The following is a 16,715-nucleotide window of genomic DNA, read 5'->3' as shown; positions in this document are numbered from 1 at the left end:
AATATGCTCGTATCTAAATGAGTTACCGTGTGGGACAAAGCTGCTTTTCCCAATTGAGTAATTGTCCTGTCAACAATAATTCCCGATTGATGCCCACCACAGATAGTAATTGATGACGACAATGTACCCAATCATCAACTGTACTTAATAATTTTTCCACACTTTGAGTGGAAGCCAGATGATGGATCAAAGCCTGCTGATCTTGGTTGACGCAGTAATCCTGCGCCTGCTGCTGCCATTTCACAGCATCGGATAACAAGCTAACCAGCCAATACAAAGATTGCTGTGCATCATCACGATTCAATAATGGTAAAAGTGACAGGGTATCACAGTTATACAATGCCTGTTCAATTGCCTGACAAAACACATTTCTCTGCTGCCATTTTTCAGTCTGAAGCAACTGTTCAGCAGCAAGAGGCGCACCCTGTGAAAGTTTTAACGCCGTCTGCGCATCCAGCGATGATATTGCAGGGAGTTGATGTTGCAGCCAATAAAGCCCTACATGCTGTTCAGGCACAGGCAGAAAATAGTAAAAGCAGCGACTGCGCAGCGTTGCCAGCAAACGCGCTGGACGCTGGCACTGCAACAAAAAATAGGTATTTTTAGGGGGTTCTTCCAATGTTTTTAGCAAGGCGTTGGAAGCAGCATCGGTCAGAGACTCCGCAGAGGGTAGCCAGATAATTTTAGCGCCACCTTGTTGAGAATATTCGTAAAGTCTTTCGTTGAGCTGACGTACAGCATCAACTCCAATAGTACTTTTTCCCTTTTCAGGGGCAAGAACATGCCAGTCAGAATGCGTTTCTGCCAACATCAGATGACAGCCGTGACACTTGCCACAACTTTTCATTCCTTGTTTGTCCTGACACATCAACCAGCGGCTCAATCCATACAATAACGCATCGGCACCCGTTCCATCATGAGCATGAAGCAAAAGGGCATGGTGCCCACGCTCCTGCTGATGGGATTCAATCAACAGGCGATATGCATGGTTAAGCCACGGATACCAGTTCATGCCTGCATGTCCTGTTGTTTCAACCACTGTAATAAGGTCTGACGAATAGCATCCTGCACTTTTTCCAGCGGTTGTGTCGCATCTACTTTTTTGATGGTGTCATCTTGTGCCACAAGCTCGAGATATCTTTCACGAATACGGTGGAAAAAATCCAAGGATTCTTTTTCAATGCGATCCAATTCACCCCGCTCACGAGCACGCTGTAAACCAACCTCTGGTGGCAAATCGAGATAAATAGTCAAATCCGGGTAAAAATCACCGAGTGCCGATTCGCGTAATGATGTCATCAGTTTCTGATCAATGCCACGACCACCGCCCTGATATGCCTGAGAGGAAAGATCATGACGATCTCCAACCACCCAAGTTCCTTTTTCCAGTGCCGGCTTGATAACATTTTCTACCAATTGGACTCTGGCTGCATATAGCATCAATACTTCTGCCTTATTCGTCAGTGATTCACCTTCAACGCCCTGTTTGATGAGTTGACGTAATTTTTCTGCCAACGGAGTTCCACCCGGTTCACGAGTAAAAATCAGATCAGAAATGCCATACTGTTTCAATGTTTCAACCACTGTTCGGATTGCAGTGGTTTTCCCTGCGCCCTCAAGCCCTTCAATAACAATAAATTTGCTGTTCATTTATCCTGCTTTAATCTCTGACGATAAAGATTTACCGCCCTATTATGTTCTGCCAGATTCGCAGTGAATGTATGACCGCCATTACCATTTGCAACAAAGTATAAGTACCCTGTCACAGCAGGGTGTGCCGCAGCTTTAATCGAAGCTAGGCTTGGCATGGCGATAGGCGTTGGCGGTAATCCTTCAATCATATAAGTATTATATGGCGTAAAAGCAGTCAGGTTACTACGGAAAATAGAACCCGTATACTTATCCCCCAACCCATATATTACTGTCGGATCAGTTTGTAATCTCATCTTTAATCGCAGCCGATTAATAAATACCGAAGCAACTTTTGTACGCTCAGAATCTATTGCTGTCTCTTTTTCGATTATGGATGCCATGATCAACATCTCATAAACACTCTTATATGGCAGATTTTTTTCGCGATTTTTCCACTCTTGCTCTAGTGCCATGTTCATTTTTTGATGAGCACGTTTTAGCAATTCAACATCACTGGTTCCTGCGGTGTACAGGTAAGTATCGGGATAGAGCCAACCTTCCAATGGTTCTTCCGCTTTCATGTCTAAAGCGTCAGTCAATTCCTTTGGTGATTTGCCCTCTGCTTCATGTTTTAAGTATGGCGCATTCTGTAATATTTTCTCCCAGTCAGACAATCGACTTCCTTCAACGAAACGGATAGAAAATTGCACTTCTTTACCGCTGGAAAATAGTTGCAAGATTGCTCGCAATGACATGCCTTGTTGCAAACGATAAGTACCAGCCTTAAATTTCGCCAATTCTGGTTTTAATCGGAATAACCACGACAACAATTGGTGATCTTTGATTAAGTTATGCTGAACCAACAATATTCCTAGCCCAGCACGCCCTGTTCCTGCTGGCACAGTAAATATCATTTCTTGATTAAGATTAATTTTCTGATTAGCAAAATTTTCTATTTTTTTCACAAAAGAAAAAAACATGATTGCTACAATCATAATAATCAAGCTGGGTAAAATGAAAATACGCTTTTTAAGTTTCATTGGTAATCACTTTGACCTATCCTTCAATGATGAGTATTGAATAACTACAGCCTTAAACATGCAGGCAATAGATACTCATGCAATTCTCTTGATTGATATTTCCATGCAGGCTGATTTTTATGCGCCTGAATTTGGTTTACTGCGATAACAGGCATCAAGGAATTGCAGATAATCACCTCATCAGCATGAGCTAATACCTCAGGATAACGCATGACACATGACAGGTTATAATCACTTTCTGCCAATAATTGCATAATCTTCTGCCGCATCACCCCTTCTACACCACATTGATTCAAATCAGGCGTATAAACGTTTTTACCTTTTCGCCAGAAAATATTAGCAGTACAACACTCAACCAGTAAGCCATCACTATCAAGAACCAGTGCTTCATCAGCCTTTGACTGCTCAATGAATCTTTTTATCAGAACCTGTTCCAAGCGGTTCAAGTGTTTAATACCCGCCAAATGGGGATTGATACCCATAACAATTGGGCTAAGAACGAGTGAAATACCATTTTTACGCTGGATAACATACTGTTCTGGATATGAACTCAACGAGAGAACCTGATTTGGCTCGATAGCATCACTAATACCATAACCACGACCACCAACTCCTCTGGAGAGAATAACTTTCAGAATACCGGATTCACAGCCGGTAACCACCTGCTTAATATGATCCTCAAGTTGCAGCCAATCCAGTGCTGGCATAAACAGTTTTTCAACGCCTTTTTGTAACCGTTTTATGTGCAAAGGTAGCAAAGCTGCCTGCCCTTGCTCAACTCTTATTGTTGTAAAACAGCCATCACCAAATTGTACCGCACGATCATTAACAGGTAATTGATTACACGGTTTGCCATTAATCCAATACATCATTTCATTTTCTAATTTTCGATAAGAAGGCGTGATAACCTCAGCTATTAAGGAGCGTTATCATAGTATATGAACCGTGGCAGTGCAAAAATGCCTATTCAAAAAAATCATAAAAATCAGGAATAAAAAAGCCTCAACAAATGTTGAGGCTCTTCATAAAAAGAGGACGTTTTTATATCTTACGGAAAATCAGTGACCCATTAGTACCACCGAAACCGAAAGAATTACACAGTGCGTATTCCATCCCTTCAACTTTACGTGCTTCGCCTGGAACAAGATCCAAACGGCAGTTTTCATCCTGATTTTCCAAATTAATGGTTGGAGGAACAATCTGCTCACGTAAAGCAAGAATAGTGAAAATCGATTCAATCGCTCCCGCAGCACCCAGCAAGTGACCTGTCATTGATTTGGTTGAACTCACCAATACTTTAGTGCCTTCACCAAAAACAGATTCTACCGCACGAGCTTCCGCAAGATCACCAACTTGCGTTGAAGTACCATGAGCATTAATGTAGCCCACTTGGTCTGGGGAAATATCCGCATCTTTCAGGGCATTTTCCATTGCAAGCGCAGCACCCGCTCCATCTTCAGGCGGTGATGTCATATGATAAGCATCACTGCTCATACCAAAGCCAACGATTTCAGCGTAAATTTTTGCACCACGTTTTTTGGCATGTTCGTATTCTTCAAGAACCAGAACACCGGCGCCATCACCCAGCACAAACCCGTCTCGATCTTTATCCCAAGGGCGGCTTGCACCTTGAGGATCATCATTACGGGTCGATAATGCACGAGCAGCACCAAACCCTGCAACGCCAAATGTAGTACTGGCTTTCTCAGTACCACCTGCCAGCATAATATCAGCATCATTGTACGCAATAATACGAGCTGCATGACCGATATTGTGCACGCCAGAGGTACAGGCAGTTGCAATGGAGATGCTAGGACCACGAAGACCATAAAGGATGCTCAGATGGCCTGCAACCATATTGATGATGGTCGAAGGTACAAAGAATGGGCTGACCTTGCGAGGTCCCGCCGAGAGCAATGTACTGTGGTTTTCTTCAATAAGACCCAAACCACCAATACCAGAACCAATAGCAGCACCAAAGCGGCTAGCATTGGCTTCTGTTACTTCGATTCCTGCATCTTCAATAGCTTGTATACCAGCAGCAATTCCATACTGAATAAACAGATCCATTTTTCGAGCATCTTTGCGCGAAATATTGAAATCTTCATGATTAAAATTTTTCACCACACCAGCAAACTTAGTTGCATGGTTAGCGGTGTCAAAATGTTCGATAAGGCCGATACCACTCTGTCCGGCACAAACAGCGTTCCAAGAAGACTCTACTGTATTGCCGACAGGAGATAACATGCCTAGTCCGGTCACGACTACTCGACGCTTAGACACGGTTATCCTCCAGGGAGGGAAAAAATTTAGGACGAAGAACATAGGCGGTCGAACGACCGCCTAGGTATGTATGCTTATTTACCTGCGTTTTCAACGTAGTCAATAGCAGCCTGAACTGTAGTGATTTTTTCAGCTTCTTCGTCTGGGATCTCGATATCGAACTCTTCTTCCAGAGCCATTACCAGTTCAACTGTGTCAAGAGAATCAGCGCCCAAGTCATCAACAAATGAAGCTGTGTTTACAACTTCTTCCTCTTTAACACCCAGTTGTTCAACGATGATTTTCTTAACGCGTTCGTCGATAGTGCTCATACTATTAAATTTCCTATCAAAACTCGCTTTCGCGATGGTTTTCGTAGTTTATAAAATACAGGAAAAGATGCAACCAAATCCCGGCTGGTCGAACCACAAACTGTATCTTTTTGTATAAAAATACATCAGAGACAGCGAGTTCGCTCATTTTTAGATCATGTACATGCCACCATTGACATGTAATGTTTCACCCGTAATGTAAGCGGCCTCGTCAGAAGCAAGAAACGCTACAGCACTGGCAATTTCCTTTGCATTACCGAGACGACTGGCAGGAATTTCAGATAAAATGCCTGCTCGTTGATCGTCTGTCAACGCTCTAGTCATATCCGTTTCGATAAAACCAGGTGCAACAACGTTGACGGTGATGCCACGAGAAGCGACTTCACGAGCCAGTGATTTACTGAAACCAATGACTCCTGCTTTCGCTGCCGCGTAATTCGCCTGCCCTGCATTTCCCATTGTTCCGACAACAGATCCAATGGAAATAATACGTCCATAACGTTTTTTCATCATAGAACGCATTACTGCTTTTGACAGACGAAAAATCGAAGAAAGATTGGTGTCAATAATATCTTGCCACTCTCCATCTTTCATACGCATCAACAAGTTATCACGAGTGATGCCTGCATTATTTACCAGAATGTCTATTTCACCAAATTCAGCACGAATATTCGAGAGTGCTTTTTCTACGGATTCTGAATCTGTGACATTCAATACAAAACCTTTGCCTTTATCACCAAGGTAGGCACTGATTGCTTCGGCTCCATTCTCGCTGGTTGCTGTGCCGATAACACGAGCACCACGTTCAACCAATAATTCTGCAATCGAGCGACCTATGCCACGGCTAGCGCCAGTGACCAGTGCAATTTTTCCATCAAAGCTCATGTTTTCCTCAGTCATTTATTCAGAGCAACTGTGAGTGATGATACATCATTTACTGCTACAGCATTTAAAGTATCAACAATCCGTTTCGTTAAACCAGTTAATACCTTACCTGGCCCCATTTCCAACAGTTGTTCAGTACCTTGTGCCGCTATATATTCAACGGATTCTGTCCAGCGTACAGGATTATACAACTGACGAACCAGTGCGTCGCGAATCGCATCAGCAGATTCTTCTACTTTGACATCTACATTATTGACAACAGGGAACTGTGGCTGATTAAACACAATTGATTGCAATGCAGCAGCTAACTGATCGGCTGCCGACTTCATGAGTGCACAATGTGACGGAACGCTGACAGCCAAAGGCAGAGCACGTTTTGCGCCAGCCGCTTTACAAGCAGCACCTGCACGCTCTACAGCCTCTTTTTCACCCGCAATAACGACTTGTCCAGGCGAATTAAAATTCACAGGTGAAACAACCTGACCCTGTGCGGACTCTTCACATGCCTTTGCAATGGATTCATTATCCAATCCGATAATGGCGTACATCGCCCCTTGCCCTTCTGATACAGCTTCCTGCATCAATTTCCCGCGTAATTCGACGAGCCTGATCGCCTGCTGGAATTCAATCACACCAGCACAAACCAGCGCCGAGTATTCGCCAAGGCTATGGCCAGCCATCATGGAAGGCTGCTTGCCTCCCTTTTGCTGCCATATACGCCAGATAGCAACTGAAGCTGCGAGCAATGCAGGTTGGGTTTTCCACGTTTTATTCAGCTCTTCTGCTGTCCCCTGCTGAACTAATGCCCATAAATCGTATCCCAAGACCGCAGAAGCCTCTGCGAAAGTCTGTTCCACCAGCGGAAATTCTGTGGCTAAATCAGCCAACATACCAAGTGACTGAGAACCTTGACCGGGAAACACCATTGCAAAATCAGACATGTTTATTTTCCTGTTAAATTAAAAACGTACTAGCGCTGAGCCCCAGGTAAAGCCACCGCCAAATGCTTCAATCAAGACAAGCTGGCCGCGTTGAATTCTTCCATCACGTACCGCTTCATCAAATGCCGTTGGAACAGATGCTGCTGAAGTATTGCCATGACGATCCAGTGTTACAACCACTTTATCCATCGTCATGTCCAATTTCTTGGCAGCCGCCGAAATGATACGTAAATTCGCTTGATGTGGCACTAGCCAGTCAAGCTGAGAATGATCCAAATTGTTTGCTTCCAGTGTTTCATCAACAATACTGGTCAACTCACGGACAGCAACTTTAAATACTTCATTGCCAGCCATTGTAACGTATTCAGGTGAACCCCATTTCAATCGATCCTGATTAGGTAATGACAGTAAATCGCCATAGCGACCATCAGCATGCAGGTGGGTTGACAGTATACCCGGCTCTTCTGAAGCCCCTACTACCATTGCGCCTGCTGCATCACCAAAGAGGACAACTGTACTGCGATCTTTAGGGTCGACAACTCTTGAGATAATATCTGCCCCGATAACCAGGGCATGTTTAACCTCGCCAGCCTTGATAAATTTATCGACAATGCTTAACGCATAAGTAAATCCAGCACAAGCTGCCGCAACATCAAAGGCGGCGATACCTCGAATGCCTAATGAATTCTGAATCTGGCAGGCCGTACTCGGAAACGCATGGGATGAAGTTGTTGTTGCTACAACAATCAAATCGATTTGTGTTTTATCGATGCCAGCCATTTCAATAGCTTTTTCGGCTGCTTTGAATCCCATAGTGGCAACGGTTTCACCCTCAGCCGCAATACGACGCTCACGAATGCCTGTACGAGTAACAATCCACTCGTCAGTCGTATCCACCATTTTTTCTAAATCTGCGTTAGTACGCACCTGCGGAGGCAAATAACTGCCTGTACCTAAGATTTTTGTATACATTTATGCTTATTCACTCTTGGGTAATACTGCATCCAGCCGGACAGCGATTCTATCAGGAACCTGATTCTGTACGGTCTGAACTGCTTGATCTATAGCAGCCTTGAACGCACGTTCATTCGCGGCACCATGACTTTTTATGACGATACCACGCAATCCTAATAGTGTTGCGCCGTTATACTGGTCAGGGTTTAGGTGGCCAAAGCGTTTTAATATCTGTTTTAACAACCACTTCTTGAATACTTTCCTCAACCACGATGATTTTTTCTTCTGACCATCCGGTGATTTTACCAAAGATAAAATCACCCTGATCGCACCTTCCATCGTCTTCAGCGTAACATTACCTGCGAAGCCGTCACACACGAGTACATCGGTTTTTCCCGTCAGTAACTCATTCCCTTCTACATAACCTATATAATTGATTGCTGAGGTATTCTGTAAGGTCATAGCAGCTTCGCGGATATTATCCAGCCCTTTGGATTCTTCCTCTCCGATATTGAGTAATGCTACACGCGGATTTTTCACACCTGCAACATCCTCTGCCATTACTGCTCCCATAATGGCAAACTGGACTAACATACGACTATTACAATTAATATTAGCTCCCAAATCTAATATAACAGTTTTCTGCTGTTTTAAATTAGGGATCATCGTCATCAATGCAGGCCGCTCAATACCCTCGATGGATTTCAGCATCAATTTGGCCAGCCCCATCAATACGCCTGTATTTCCTGCACTGACACATGCCTGCGCTTCACCAGTTTTAACTAAATTTAGTGCAATACGCATCGAAGTACCATGACTGGAACGGATCGCCTGAGAAGGTTTTGCATCGTTGGAAACAACGTGTTCCGCAGGAATAATTTGCAAACGACTAAGCTGCTCAGCATTTTTATTTGCAAGCAAAGGGGAGATGGTTTCGGGATCTCCGACCAACAATAATTTTAATTGCGGATTAGATGCCAGTGCCTGCAATGCAGCAGGCACCGTAACGCGAGGACCAAAATCCCCGCCCATAGCATCTAACGCTAAGGTTAGATTAGCCAAGATATCAACTTGCTAATAGTTAGCTGAATTACTTGTTGATTACCTTGCGGCCACGGTAGTAACCGTCAGCAGTCACGTGGTGACGCAGGTGAGTTTCACCAGAAGTCTTGTCTACAGAGACATGTGTTGCAGTCAGTGCGTCATGAGAACGACGCATACCACGTTTAGAACGAGTTGGTTTATTCTGTTGTACGGCCATTGACCTTACTCCTTAAGTACTTTTCTTTAAACTGGCTAATGCGGCAAATGGGTTTGGTTTTTCTGCTTCAGGAGGCAGTACACCAAATACCATTTCCGCGTCGGACACTTCACAGTGTTCAGAATCATGCACCGGGACTACCGGCAGAGAAAGAATTATTTCATCTTCAATCATTGCCAGCAAATCTATTTCGCCAAATTCATTAATGTTGATTGGCTCATACTCTTCCGGTAATGCCTCGGCCCGTTCATCATTGATGACCGGACTAAAACAATACGTTGTGTGAACATGATGACTGAAATTACTGCCACAACGCTGACAGGCAAGTGTAACATCCACATCGGAATGCCCTTTTACAACTGCCAGACGCAGATTATCAATTTGAAATGATAATGAGCTATTTATATCACCATCCACACTGACCACAGACTCGGCGAGACGAGAAGCTTGTTCAGCAGAATAACTACCTTCGTAGTCTAAGCTTTTCTGAGCTGCACGAAGCGCATCAATGGTCAGGGGTAATTTTACCTTCTGCATAAGGCGCGCATATTATCTTTGTAATGGAACATAGTCAAAGAAAAAGGCCACACATCTGCACCTTTCCGCCAAAAATTCGCTTATTAAGCGGGGTATAGTTTAAAATGTCTGAGAATATTTCTCTACGTATTTTATGGAAAAAATGATGCTTCCGATTGTTTTATCATCAACATCGATATATCGCCGCCTATTGTTGGAAAAAATGGGGTTACCTTTTGTCTGTGCTGATCCCAATATTGACGAAAGCCCACAAGAGAATGAAAGCCCCACACAACTGGTGATGCGCCTGTCACAGGCAAAAGCTACCGCATTACAACCGAGTTATTCCAGCCATCTGATTATAGGTTCAGATCAGGTTTGCGTTTTAAATGGAAAAATTACAGGTAAACCACACAATTTTGAGAACGCTTTCGCACAACTCAAAAAAGCCAGTGGACAGTGTGTCACTTTTTATACTGGAATTACGCTATTTAACAGCAAAACAGGAAACACTGATACCCGCTGTGAATTATTTCATGTCCATTTCAGAGATCTGACAGAACCCGAAATTATCAGCTACCTAAACAAAGAACAGCCTTTTAATTGTGCCGGTAGCTTTAAAAGTGAAGGTTTGGGAATTACGTTATTTAAAAAGCTCGATGGCAGAGATCCTAACACCCTAATCGGTCTGCCATTGATCACTCTAACAGAAATGCTCATCCGCCAGGGGATAAACCCACTGACGGTGTGTTATCAATAATTATTTTGTCGTAATGTTGTTAAACATTGCCGTAACTCATCATCCATTTGAGCTTCGAAACGCAGAGTTTCTCCCGTGGATGGATGAGTAAACTTTAATGAACTGGCATGCAGAAACAATCGGTTAAGCCCTGTTTCTGTCAGTTGTGCATCAAACGCCCTATCACCATAGCGGTCATCAAATGCAATAGGATGACCAGCATGTAAGGTATGCACACGGATCTGGTGCGTACGTCCCGTTACTGGGCTTGCGCGCACCAAGGTCGCAAACTCATACCGCTCTTCAACTTTAAAACGTGTTTCCGATGGTTTACCATCGCCGCTGACTTTCACTACCCGCTCACCACTTTGCAGGATATTTTTCAATAAAGGTGCCTGCACCACTTTGCAATGTGACTGCCACTGCCCTCGTACCAGCGCAAAATAATCTTTCTGCATCTGTTTCAAACGCAACTGTTCATGCAGTGCACGCAATGCAGAACGCTTCTTCGCAATCAGCAAAACACCCGATGTATCACGGTCGAGACGATGCACCAGTTCGAGGAAACGCGCTTCGGGACGTAATGCACGAAGCCCTTCGATTACACCGAAGCTCAATCCGCTTCCACCATGCACCGCGGTACCTGATGGTTTATTAATGACTAGTATGTAGTCATCTTCATAAAGGATGCATTCTGCCAGAACTGCTACTTTGCCCAGCTTGGCAGATACAGGTGGCTGCTGTTTTTCCGCTACCCTGACTGGTGGGATACGGACAACATCAGCCGCTGCTAATTTATACTCAGGCTTGATTCTTCCTTTGTTAACTCGAACTTCACCTTTGCGCAAGATCCGATAGATCATACTTTTAGGCACACCTTTTAAGCGCGCCAGCAAAAAGTTGTCAATTCGCTGACCGGCTTCATCGTCATCAATAGTGACAAACTGTACAATTGGATTATTTGTTTTCATAAGCAAGATTTTAATTATCCGTCAATCAGAGCGCCACTCATTTTTAAATATGTATAAATAACATCCATAGTTTCATTTCTCATTGTTTCTAATGTCTTAGGATAAAGACCAAAGATTAACAACTTATCACTATTTCCTGATAAAAAACTGCTAAAGCGATAAAGTCACCTTGCTATCACCCCAATAGCAATGGAATAATGCTTTCTGGCCACAGTTTACTAAACTATGAATGGCAAGATTGAAATTGTTTGTTATCTGTCTGATCGAACAAAAACGCAGCAATGGCGTAAGACGTAATGTTTAATCAAACAATTTATGGGCTGCGAGTTGCAGCTTACTGGATTGGGTGAAATCTGTACCGGTTTATTACAGTATCCCAATAAAGAGTGCTGTATTTAAATGAAATTCAGACTCGCCGACAAATATAGGCGCCTCTATACAAACGATAGCCGTGAGGCTGGCGGCTTTGTAAAAGACACGAGGCCATCGGTTACCAGTAGTGCATCTCTTTTTGCTCGCAGCTCTATACCAATGTAAAAAATAATGAGTAAGTTAGAATGAAAAGAATGCTAATCAACGCAACTCAACAGGAAGAGTTGCGTGTCGCCCTTGTTGATGGGCAACGTCTTTATGATTTGGATATTGAAAGTCCTGGACACGAGCAGAAAAAAGCAAATATCTATAAAGGTAAAATTACACGGATTGAACCTAGTCTGGAAGCTGCTTTTGTCGATTATGGTGCGGAACGTCATGGTTTCCTGCCCATTAAAGAAATTGCTCGCGAATATTTCCCCAGTAATTATCATGCTCATGGCCGACCTAACATTAAGGATATCCTTAAAGAAGGTCAGGAAGTCATCGTCCAGGTTGATAAAGAAGAACGAGGCAATAAAGGTGCAGCCTTAACAACCTTTATTAGTCTAGCTGGTAGCTATTTAGTTCTGATGCCAAATAACCCCAGAGCAGGTGGTATTTCTCGCCGTATCGAAGGTGATGACCGTATCGAATTAAAAGAAGCGCTCTCCTCTCTTGAATTACCCGAAGGTATGGGGCTTATCGTCCGTACTGCCGGAGTAGGCAAATCCGCCGAAGCTTTGCAGGGAGACCTGAATTTCCGCCTGAAACACTGGGAAGCTATCAAGAAAGCCGCAGATAATCACCCAGCTCCGTTCCTGATCCATCAGGAAAGTAATGTTATCGTACGCGCCTTCCGTGATTACCTACGCCCGGATATCGGGGAAATTCTGATCGACAATCCTAAAATTCTCGATTTGGCACGCCAGCATATCACTGCGCTTGGACGTCCTGATTTCGCCAGCAAAATCAAACTGTACAGTGGTGAAGTTCCCCTGTTCAGTCATTATCAGATAGAATCACAGATTGAATCAGCTTTCCAGCGTGAAGTTCGGCTGCCTTCTGGTGGTTCAGTAGTCATCGATACAACTGAAGCTCTGACTGCAATCGATATCAACTCATCCCGGGCAACCCGTGGGGGAGATATTGAGGAAACGGCCTTTAACACCAATCTGGAAGCTGCGGATGAAATTGCACGTCAATTACGCCTGCGTGACCTCGGTGGTCTTATCGTTATCGATTTCATTGATATGACACCTGTACGCCACCAGCGTGAGGTTGAAAACCGTTTACGTGATGCAGTACGTCAAGACCGTGCCCGTATTCAGATTGGCCGCATTTCCCGCTTTGGCCTGCTGGAAATGTCACGCCAGCGTTTAAGCCCATCTCTGGGTGAATCCAGTCACCACGTCTGCCCTCGCTGTAGCGGTACAGGAACCATTCGTGACAACGAATCACTTTCTCTGTCAATTCTTCGCCTGATCGAAGAAGAAGCACTGAAAGAGAATACACATCAGGTTCATGCGATTGTTCCCGTTCAGATTGCGTCCTACCTGCTGAATGAAAAACGTAAGGCGGTCAGCGCCATTGAACATCGCCAAGGTGATGTAGGTGTTGTTATCGTACCAAACGATCAGATGCAAACTCCGCATTTCTCTGTTTTACGGGTTCGTAAAGGTGAAGAAATTTCTACCCTGAGTTATCTGCTTCCACAAATACATGAAGCAGAAATGACGAATGCTCAGGATGATGGACAACATGAACGCAAGCGTCCTGAGCAACCTGCTATTTCAACTTTTGATCTGCCTGCAGAAACTACCACCCCTGTGGCAGCAAAAACAAAAGAGAAAAAGGTAGCAGTGAGCAATAATCAGCAAACAGAACAACCAGGTCTGTTCAGTCGCTTCCTCTGCGCCCTGAAAAAAATGTTCAGTGGTGAAAGTGGTGAAGAAGAAAAACAGGCGCAGGAAAAGAGCAATAAATCTTCTAGTAACGATAACCGACGTTCCCCAGAACGCCGCAATTCACGTCGCCAGAATCAAAGACGTGAGCGTAACGAGAATGACACTCGCAATAACCGTGAGCGCGGCGATGAACAGCGTAAAGGTCGCAATGTTCAGCAGAAAAACAACGCGCCGGATAATATTGCGGTAAATGTAGATATAGATAATGAAGCTCGTGAAGCACAGCAGCAACAGCGCCGTGAACAACGGGCGGAACGCCAGCGCCACCGTCAAGAAGAAAAACGTCAGCAGCAACTGGAAACCAAGGCTCAACAGACGAGTAGACCTGAAATTACAGAAGAGGAAGTCGAAGAGCATCAACCTGTAATGCCTCGTCGTCAGCGTCGTCAGCTTGAACAGAAAATTCGTATCACAGATAACGTGAAAGAAGAAGCTGTTGTTGTCTCTTTACCGATTGTAACAAAGGTGGTCATTCCGGCGATTACAGAAGAAGAGAAAAAAGTTTCTGTACCAGCCATTATCGATACGAATGTAGAAGCGGCTAATCAGCCTTCAATACCACAAGGCTCAATCACGCAAAATAATGAGCAGCAAGACAACATCATGCCTCGCCGCTCTCGCCGTTCACCACGCCATTTACGTGTCAGCGGTCAGCGTCGTCGTCGTTATCGTGATGAGCGTAACCTGACTCAATCACCTGTACCACTGGCAATGGCAGTTGCGTCTCCAGAGTTGGCATCAGGTAAAGTTTGGGTGCGTTACCCTGTTACACCTGTGACAAAGCCTGCTGAACCAGAAGTATCTGCTGTGGAAGAAACAGCGTCAGAGCAGCAAGAGAGTGTCATGCCGATACCTGCTGTTGCTGGTTCAGTGTCAGTTTCAACTGTTGCTGATACTCAGGTTACCGAGCAAATTGCAGCCACTCATGACGATGTTAAGCTTGCGACCAATGGTTATCCGCTCGTGGCATCCGTAGAACCTGTGCTTGAAAAACCTGAAGTATCGGCACCGGAAAACCTGGAACCCGTCGTCAACCATGAAACTAAACATCAGCCTGAAGCCTTAAATGACACGGAAGAAACACGCCACATAGCAGAACCAATCATTGTGACGTCTATCGTTGAACAGGAACAGCATGAAGAACAGCCAACTGTCGCAACGGAAATATGCTCTAAGGCAGAGGAAGTTAAAGCGGAAGAGACAAAAATTGCTGAGTCTCCGATTATCGTGGAAAAAAATCATCACGCTTCTTCCCCAATGACAAAGGCACCAGCACCAGACTTAGTAGTACAGACTGTCATTGTCAGCGAATGGCAACGCCCTGCTTATCCATTCAGAGGAAAAGGCGGCGCGGGTGGGCATTCTGCAACAAATGTCGCAATATCTGCAATGTCAAAACCGCAATCATTTGAATAATAATTGGATGTTGTGATTCTCAGAAAAATCAAAAATGGCTCCTCTTTATGGAGCCATTTTTTTATCATTCATTCTATAAAAAACCTGCCTGTCTCATTTCATTCACTCTCTGATTTCAATAAACTTAGATAATTATCATTATCATTTAGAGTTGTTGATTTTTATGGAGAACATTCCGACTATGAAATCTTGGCTAATTTTTGGTGCTGGCAGAGGCGTTGGACGCCATTTAGCCATTATGGCACTGCAACAAAACCACCCCGTTACGGCATTAGTTCGTAACGTACAGCAAGCCGTGGAACTGAGTACAATGGGCGCTAATGTGATACATGGCGATGCCTGTGACAAAAAGAGTATCGAAAAAGCCATTGCTCAGGCCGGAGAAAACCCTATTGTTTTCTCAACCATTGGCGGCGGAAACGCTGATCACCATGGTAATATGGCCATCATAGATACATTGGAACAAGCTGAAGTTTCACGCATGCTACTGGTTACATCCATCGGATGTGGAGACAGTTGGAAAACGTTGTCACCACGTGCCAAATCATTATTTGGGCAATCAGTCAGACATAAATCGCTGGCAGAAAGTTACCTGCAAACCAGCAAATTGGATTTTACGATCATTCGTCCCGGAGGACTCACTGATAAATCAGGTACTGGACATTGCCAACGCTATCAAGGTGAAGTTCACGGTATGGTGAGCCGAGAAGATGTAGCACAACAATTGGCACTGATGGCTGAAGATGAGGAAACTTATTACCAGATTTACGCTTTAGTCGATCCAGAGTTAAAACCTCACTGGGGCTGACAAAATAACCACGCCCAAAGGGCGTGGTTACAACAAAATTTTATTTTACTCCGCCATCCATTGCCTTAAGTTTTTTGGACAGCTCACGACGCTCTTTAGACAATTCCGCATTTTTGATGATATATTCATCAACACGTTCTTCATAATCACTGCGCATATGAGCGATAATTCCTTGAATATCTTCAACTGACATTCCCGGTTTAATGTAATCGCTCAGGTTATCCAGCAATAATACACGCTTTTGGTTATCTCGAACTTTCTTCTCGTTGTCTACTATTTCGCGCTGTAATTTATTCTTGCGGCGAAATATACGCACAAATTCCAGTACATTATGGAATGTTGGTTTATTTGCGTTGTCCATTTTTACACCTTTTTTAATCAGACCGATAATTTTTTATGCTGACTACACAATACAATTTCAAGTAACGAATAGACAAGTCAGTTTCGACAATTTATTGACATTATAAACTTTAAGTATATTCCTTAATCAATCATTTTCATCGTCCTAGACGATGTCGTCATGAGATTTTCAGCCAAAGAACAAGGCAACGGATTTGCACTGCGGCAAGAAAAGACGCGCTATTTTTTGCATAGCGAGTGGCTATACCACGCCAGCGCTTAAGATGAAGGAAAGTATTTT

17 protein-coding genes and 1 pseudogene are annotated in these 16,715 nt (G+C 44.0%); 3 read left to right on the top strand and 15 right to left on the bottom strand.

Annotation, left to right across the window (positions count from 1 at the left end):
- Window positions 1-22: 22 nt before the first annotated feature.
- The 12 genes from holB to yceD all read right to left on the bottom strand — a co-directional run bounded on the left by holB (window position 23) and on the right by yceD (window position 9,844).
- On the bottom strand, window positions 23-1,012 hold the full coding sequence (gene holB / locus NXS07_RS01365; protein ID WP_258086034.1) for a DNA polymerase III subunit delta': 990 nt from the start codon (window positions 1,010-1,012) through the stop codon (window positions 23-25).
- Window positions 1,009-1,650 (bottom strand): dTMP kinase, encoded by a 642-nt coding sequence (gene tmk, locus NXS07_RS01360; protein WP_258086033.1) that lies wholly within the window; start codon window positions 1,648-1,650, stop codon window positions 1,009-1,011. The genes holB and tmk overlap by 4 nt, the downstream gene beginning before the upstream one ends.
- Window positions 1,647-2,672 (bottom strand): endolytic transglycosylase MltG, encoded by a 1,026-nt coding sequence (gene mltG / locus NXS07_RS01355; RefSeq protein ID WP_038221520.1) that lies wholly within the window; start codon window positions 2,670-2,672, stop codon window positions 1,647-1,649. Before mltG ends, tmk begins: the two co-directional genes overlap by 4 nt.
- Window positions 2,673-2,716: 44 nt before the next feature.
- Entirely contained in the window at window positions 2,717-3,541 is an 825-nt protein-coding gene (pabC, locus tag NXS07_RS01350) for an aminodeoxychorismate lyase (RefSeq protein WP_038203276.1), read from the bottom strand.
- 172 nt (window positions 3,542-3,713) lie between these two features.
- Window positions 3,714-4,955: a beta-ketoacyl-ACP synthase II gene (gene fabF / locus NXS07_RS01345; protein ID WP_038193053.1), complete on the bottom strand. Its 1,242-nt coding sequence runs from the start codon at window positions 4,953-4,955 to the stop codon at window positions 3,714-3,716.
- Between the two features lie 74 nt (window positions 4,956-5,029).
- Window positions 5,030-5,266: an acyl carrier protein gene (gene acpP, locus NXS07_RS01340; protein ID WP_012989255.1), complete on the bottom strand. Its 237-nt coding sequence runs from the start codon at window positions 5,264-5,266 to the stop codon at window positions 5,030-5,032.
- A gap of 150 nt (window positions 5,267-5,416) precedes the next feature.
- Window positions 5,417-6,151: a 3-oxoacyl-ACP reductase FabG gene (fabG, locus tag NXS07_RS01335; RefSeq protein WP_258086032.1), complete on the bottom strand. Its 735-nt coding sequence runs from the start codon at window positions 6,149-6,151 to the stop codon at window positions 5,417-5,419.
- 11 nt (window positions 6,152-6,162) lie between these two features.
- A complete protein-coding gene (gene fabD / locus NXS07_RS01330) occupies window positions 6,163-7,092 on the bottom strand; it encodes an ACP S-malonyltransferase (protein ID WP_038203273.1) in 930 nt (309 codons plus the stop codon).
- A gap of 18 nt (window positions 7,093-7,110) precedes the next feature.
- Window positions 7,111-8,064: a beta-ketoacyl-ACP synthase III gene (locus tag NXS07_RS01325; RefSeq protein WP_038193047.1), complete on the bottom strand. Its 954-nt coding sequence runs from the start codon at window positions 8,062-8,064 to the stop codon at window positions 7,111-7,113.
- Window positions 8,065-8,070: 6 nt separating this feature from the next.
- Window positions 8,071-9,108, bottom strand: a complete 1,038-nt coding sequence (gene plsX, locus NXS07_RS01320; protein WP_071826299.1) for a phosphate acyltransferase PlsX — start codon at window positions 9,106-9,108, stop codon at window positions 8,071-8,073.
- Between the two features lie 28 nt (window positions 9,109-9,136).
- Window positions 9,137-9,307, bottom strand: coding sequence for a 50S ribosomal protein L32 (rpmF, locus tag NXS07_RS01315; protein ID WP_004247080.1), 171 nt, complete (start codon window positions 9,305-9,307; stop codon window positions 9,137-9,139).
- A 12-nt stretch (window positions 9,308-9,319) separates the two neighbouring features.
- Complete coding sequence (gene yceD / locus NXS07_RS01310) at window positions 9,320-9,844, bottom strand: 23S rRNA accumulation protein YceD (RefSeq protein ID WP_038193044.1); 525 nt, start codon at window positions 9,842-9,844, stop codon at window positions 9,320-9,322.
- 145 nt (window positions 9,845-9,989) lie between these two features.
- Here yceD and NXS07_RS01305 point away from each other — a divergent pair, with 145 nt between their 5' ends.
- On the top strand, window positions 9,990-10,583 hold the full coding sequence (locus NXS07_RS01305; RefSeq protein ID WP_038203270.1) for a Maf family protein: 594 nt from the start codon (window positions 9,990-9,992) through the stop codon (window positions 10,581-10,583).
- Here NXS07_RS01305 and rluC read toward each other — a convergent pair.
- The gene (gene rluC / locus NXS07_RS01300; RefSeq protein WP_038193038.1) at window positions 10,577-11,533 is read right to left on the bottom strand and encodes a 23S rRNA pseudouridine(955/2504/2580) synthase RluC; all 957 of its coding nucleotides are present in this window, start codon (window positions 11,531-11,533) and stop codon (window positions 10,577-10,579) included. The two genes, NXS07_RS01305 and rluC, sit on opposite strands and share 7 nt — an antisense overlap.
- A gap of 557 nt (window positions 11,534-12,090) precedes the next feature.
- Here rluC and rne point away from each other — a divergent pair.
- Together rne and NXS07_RS01290 are read left to right on the top strand one after the other, a co-directional pair.
- Window positions 12,091-15,267, top strand: a complete 3,177-nt coding sequence (rne, locus tag NXS07_RS01295) for a ribonuclease E (protein WP_046336852.1) — start codon at window positions 12,091-12,093, stop codon at window positions 15,265-15,267.
- A gap of 181 nt (window positions 15,268-15,448) precedes the next feature.
- Window positions 15,449-16,075: an SDR family oxidoreductase gene (locus tag NXS07_RS01290; protein ID WP_258086031.1), complete on the top strand. Its 627-nt coding sequence runs from the start codon at window positions 15,449-15,451 to the stop codon at window positions 16,073-16,075.
- Window positions 16,076-16,115: 40 nt separating this feature from the next.
- Here NXS07_RS01290 and tmaR read toward each other — a convergent pair whose 3' ends face one another.
- Together tmaR and NXS07_RS01280 are read right to left on the bottom strand one after the other, a co-directional pair.
- Window positions 16,116-16,436 carry a PTS system regulator TmaR gene (tmaR, locus tag NXS07_RS01285; RefSeq protein ID WP_012989266.1) on the bottom strand — a complete coding sequence of 107 codons (321 nt, stop codon included), beginning with the start codon at window positions 16,434-16,436 and terminating at the stop codon, window positions 16,116-16,118.
- Between the two features lie 157 nt (window positions 16,437-16,593).
- Window positions 16,594-16,715 (bottom strand): annotated as a pseudogene (locus tag NXS07_RS01280) (IS5/IS1182 family transposase); the annotation flags it as partial.

It is taken from the genome of Xenorhabdus bovienii (genome assembly GCF_024721015.1).
Taxonomy (GTDB): Bacteria; Pseudomonadota; Gammaproteobacteria; order Enterobacterales; family Enterobacteriaceae; genus Xenorhabdus; species Xenorhabdus bovienii.
This window is presented reverse-complemented; position numbering and strand designations above follow the sequence as displayed.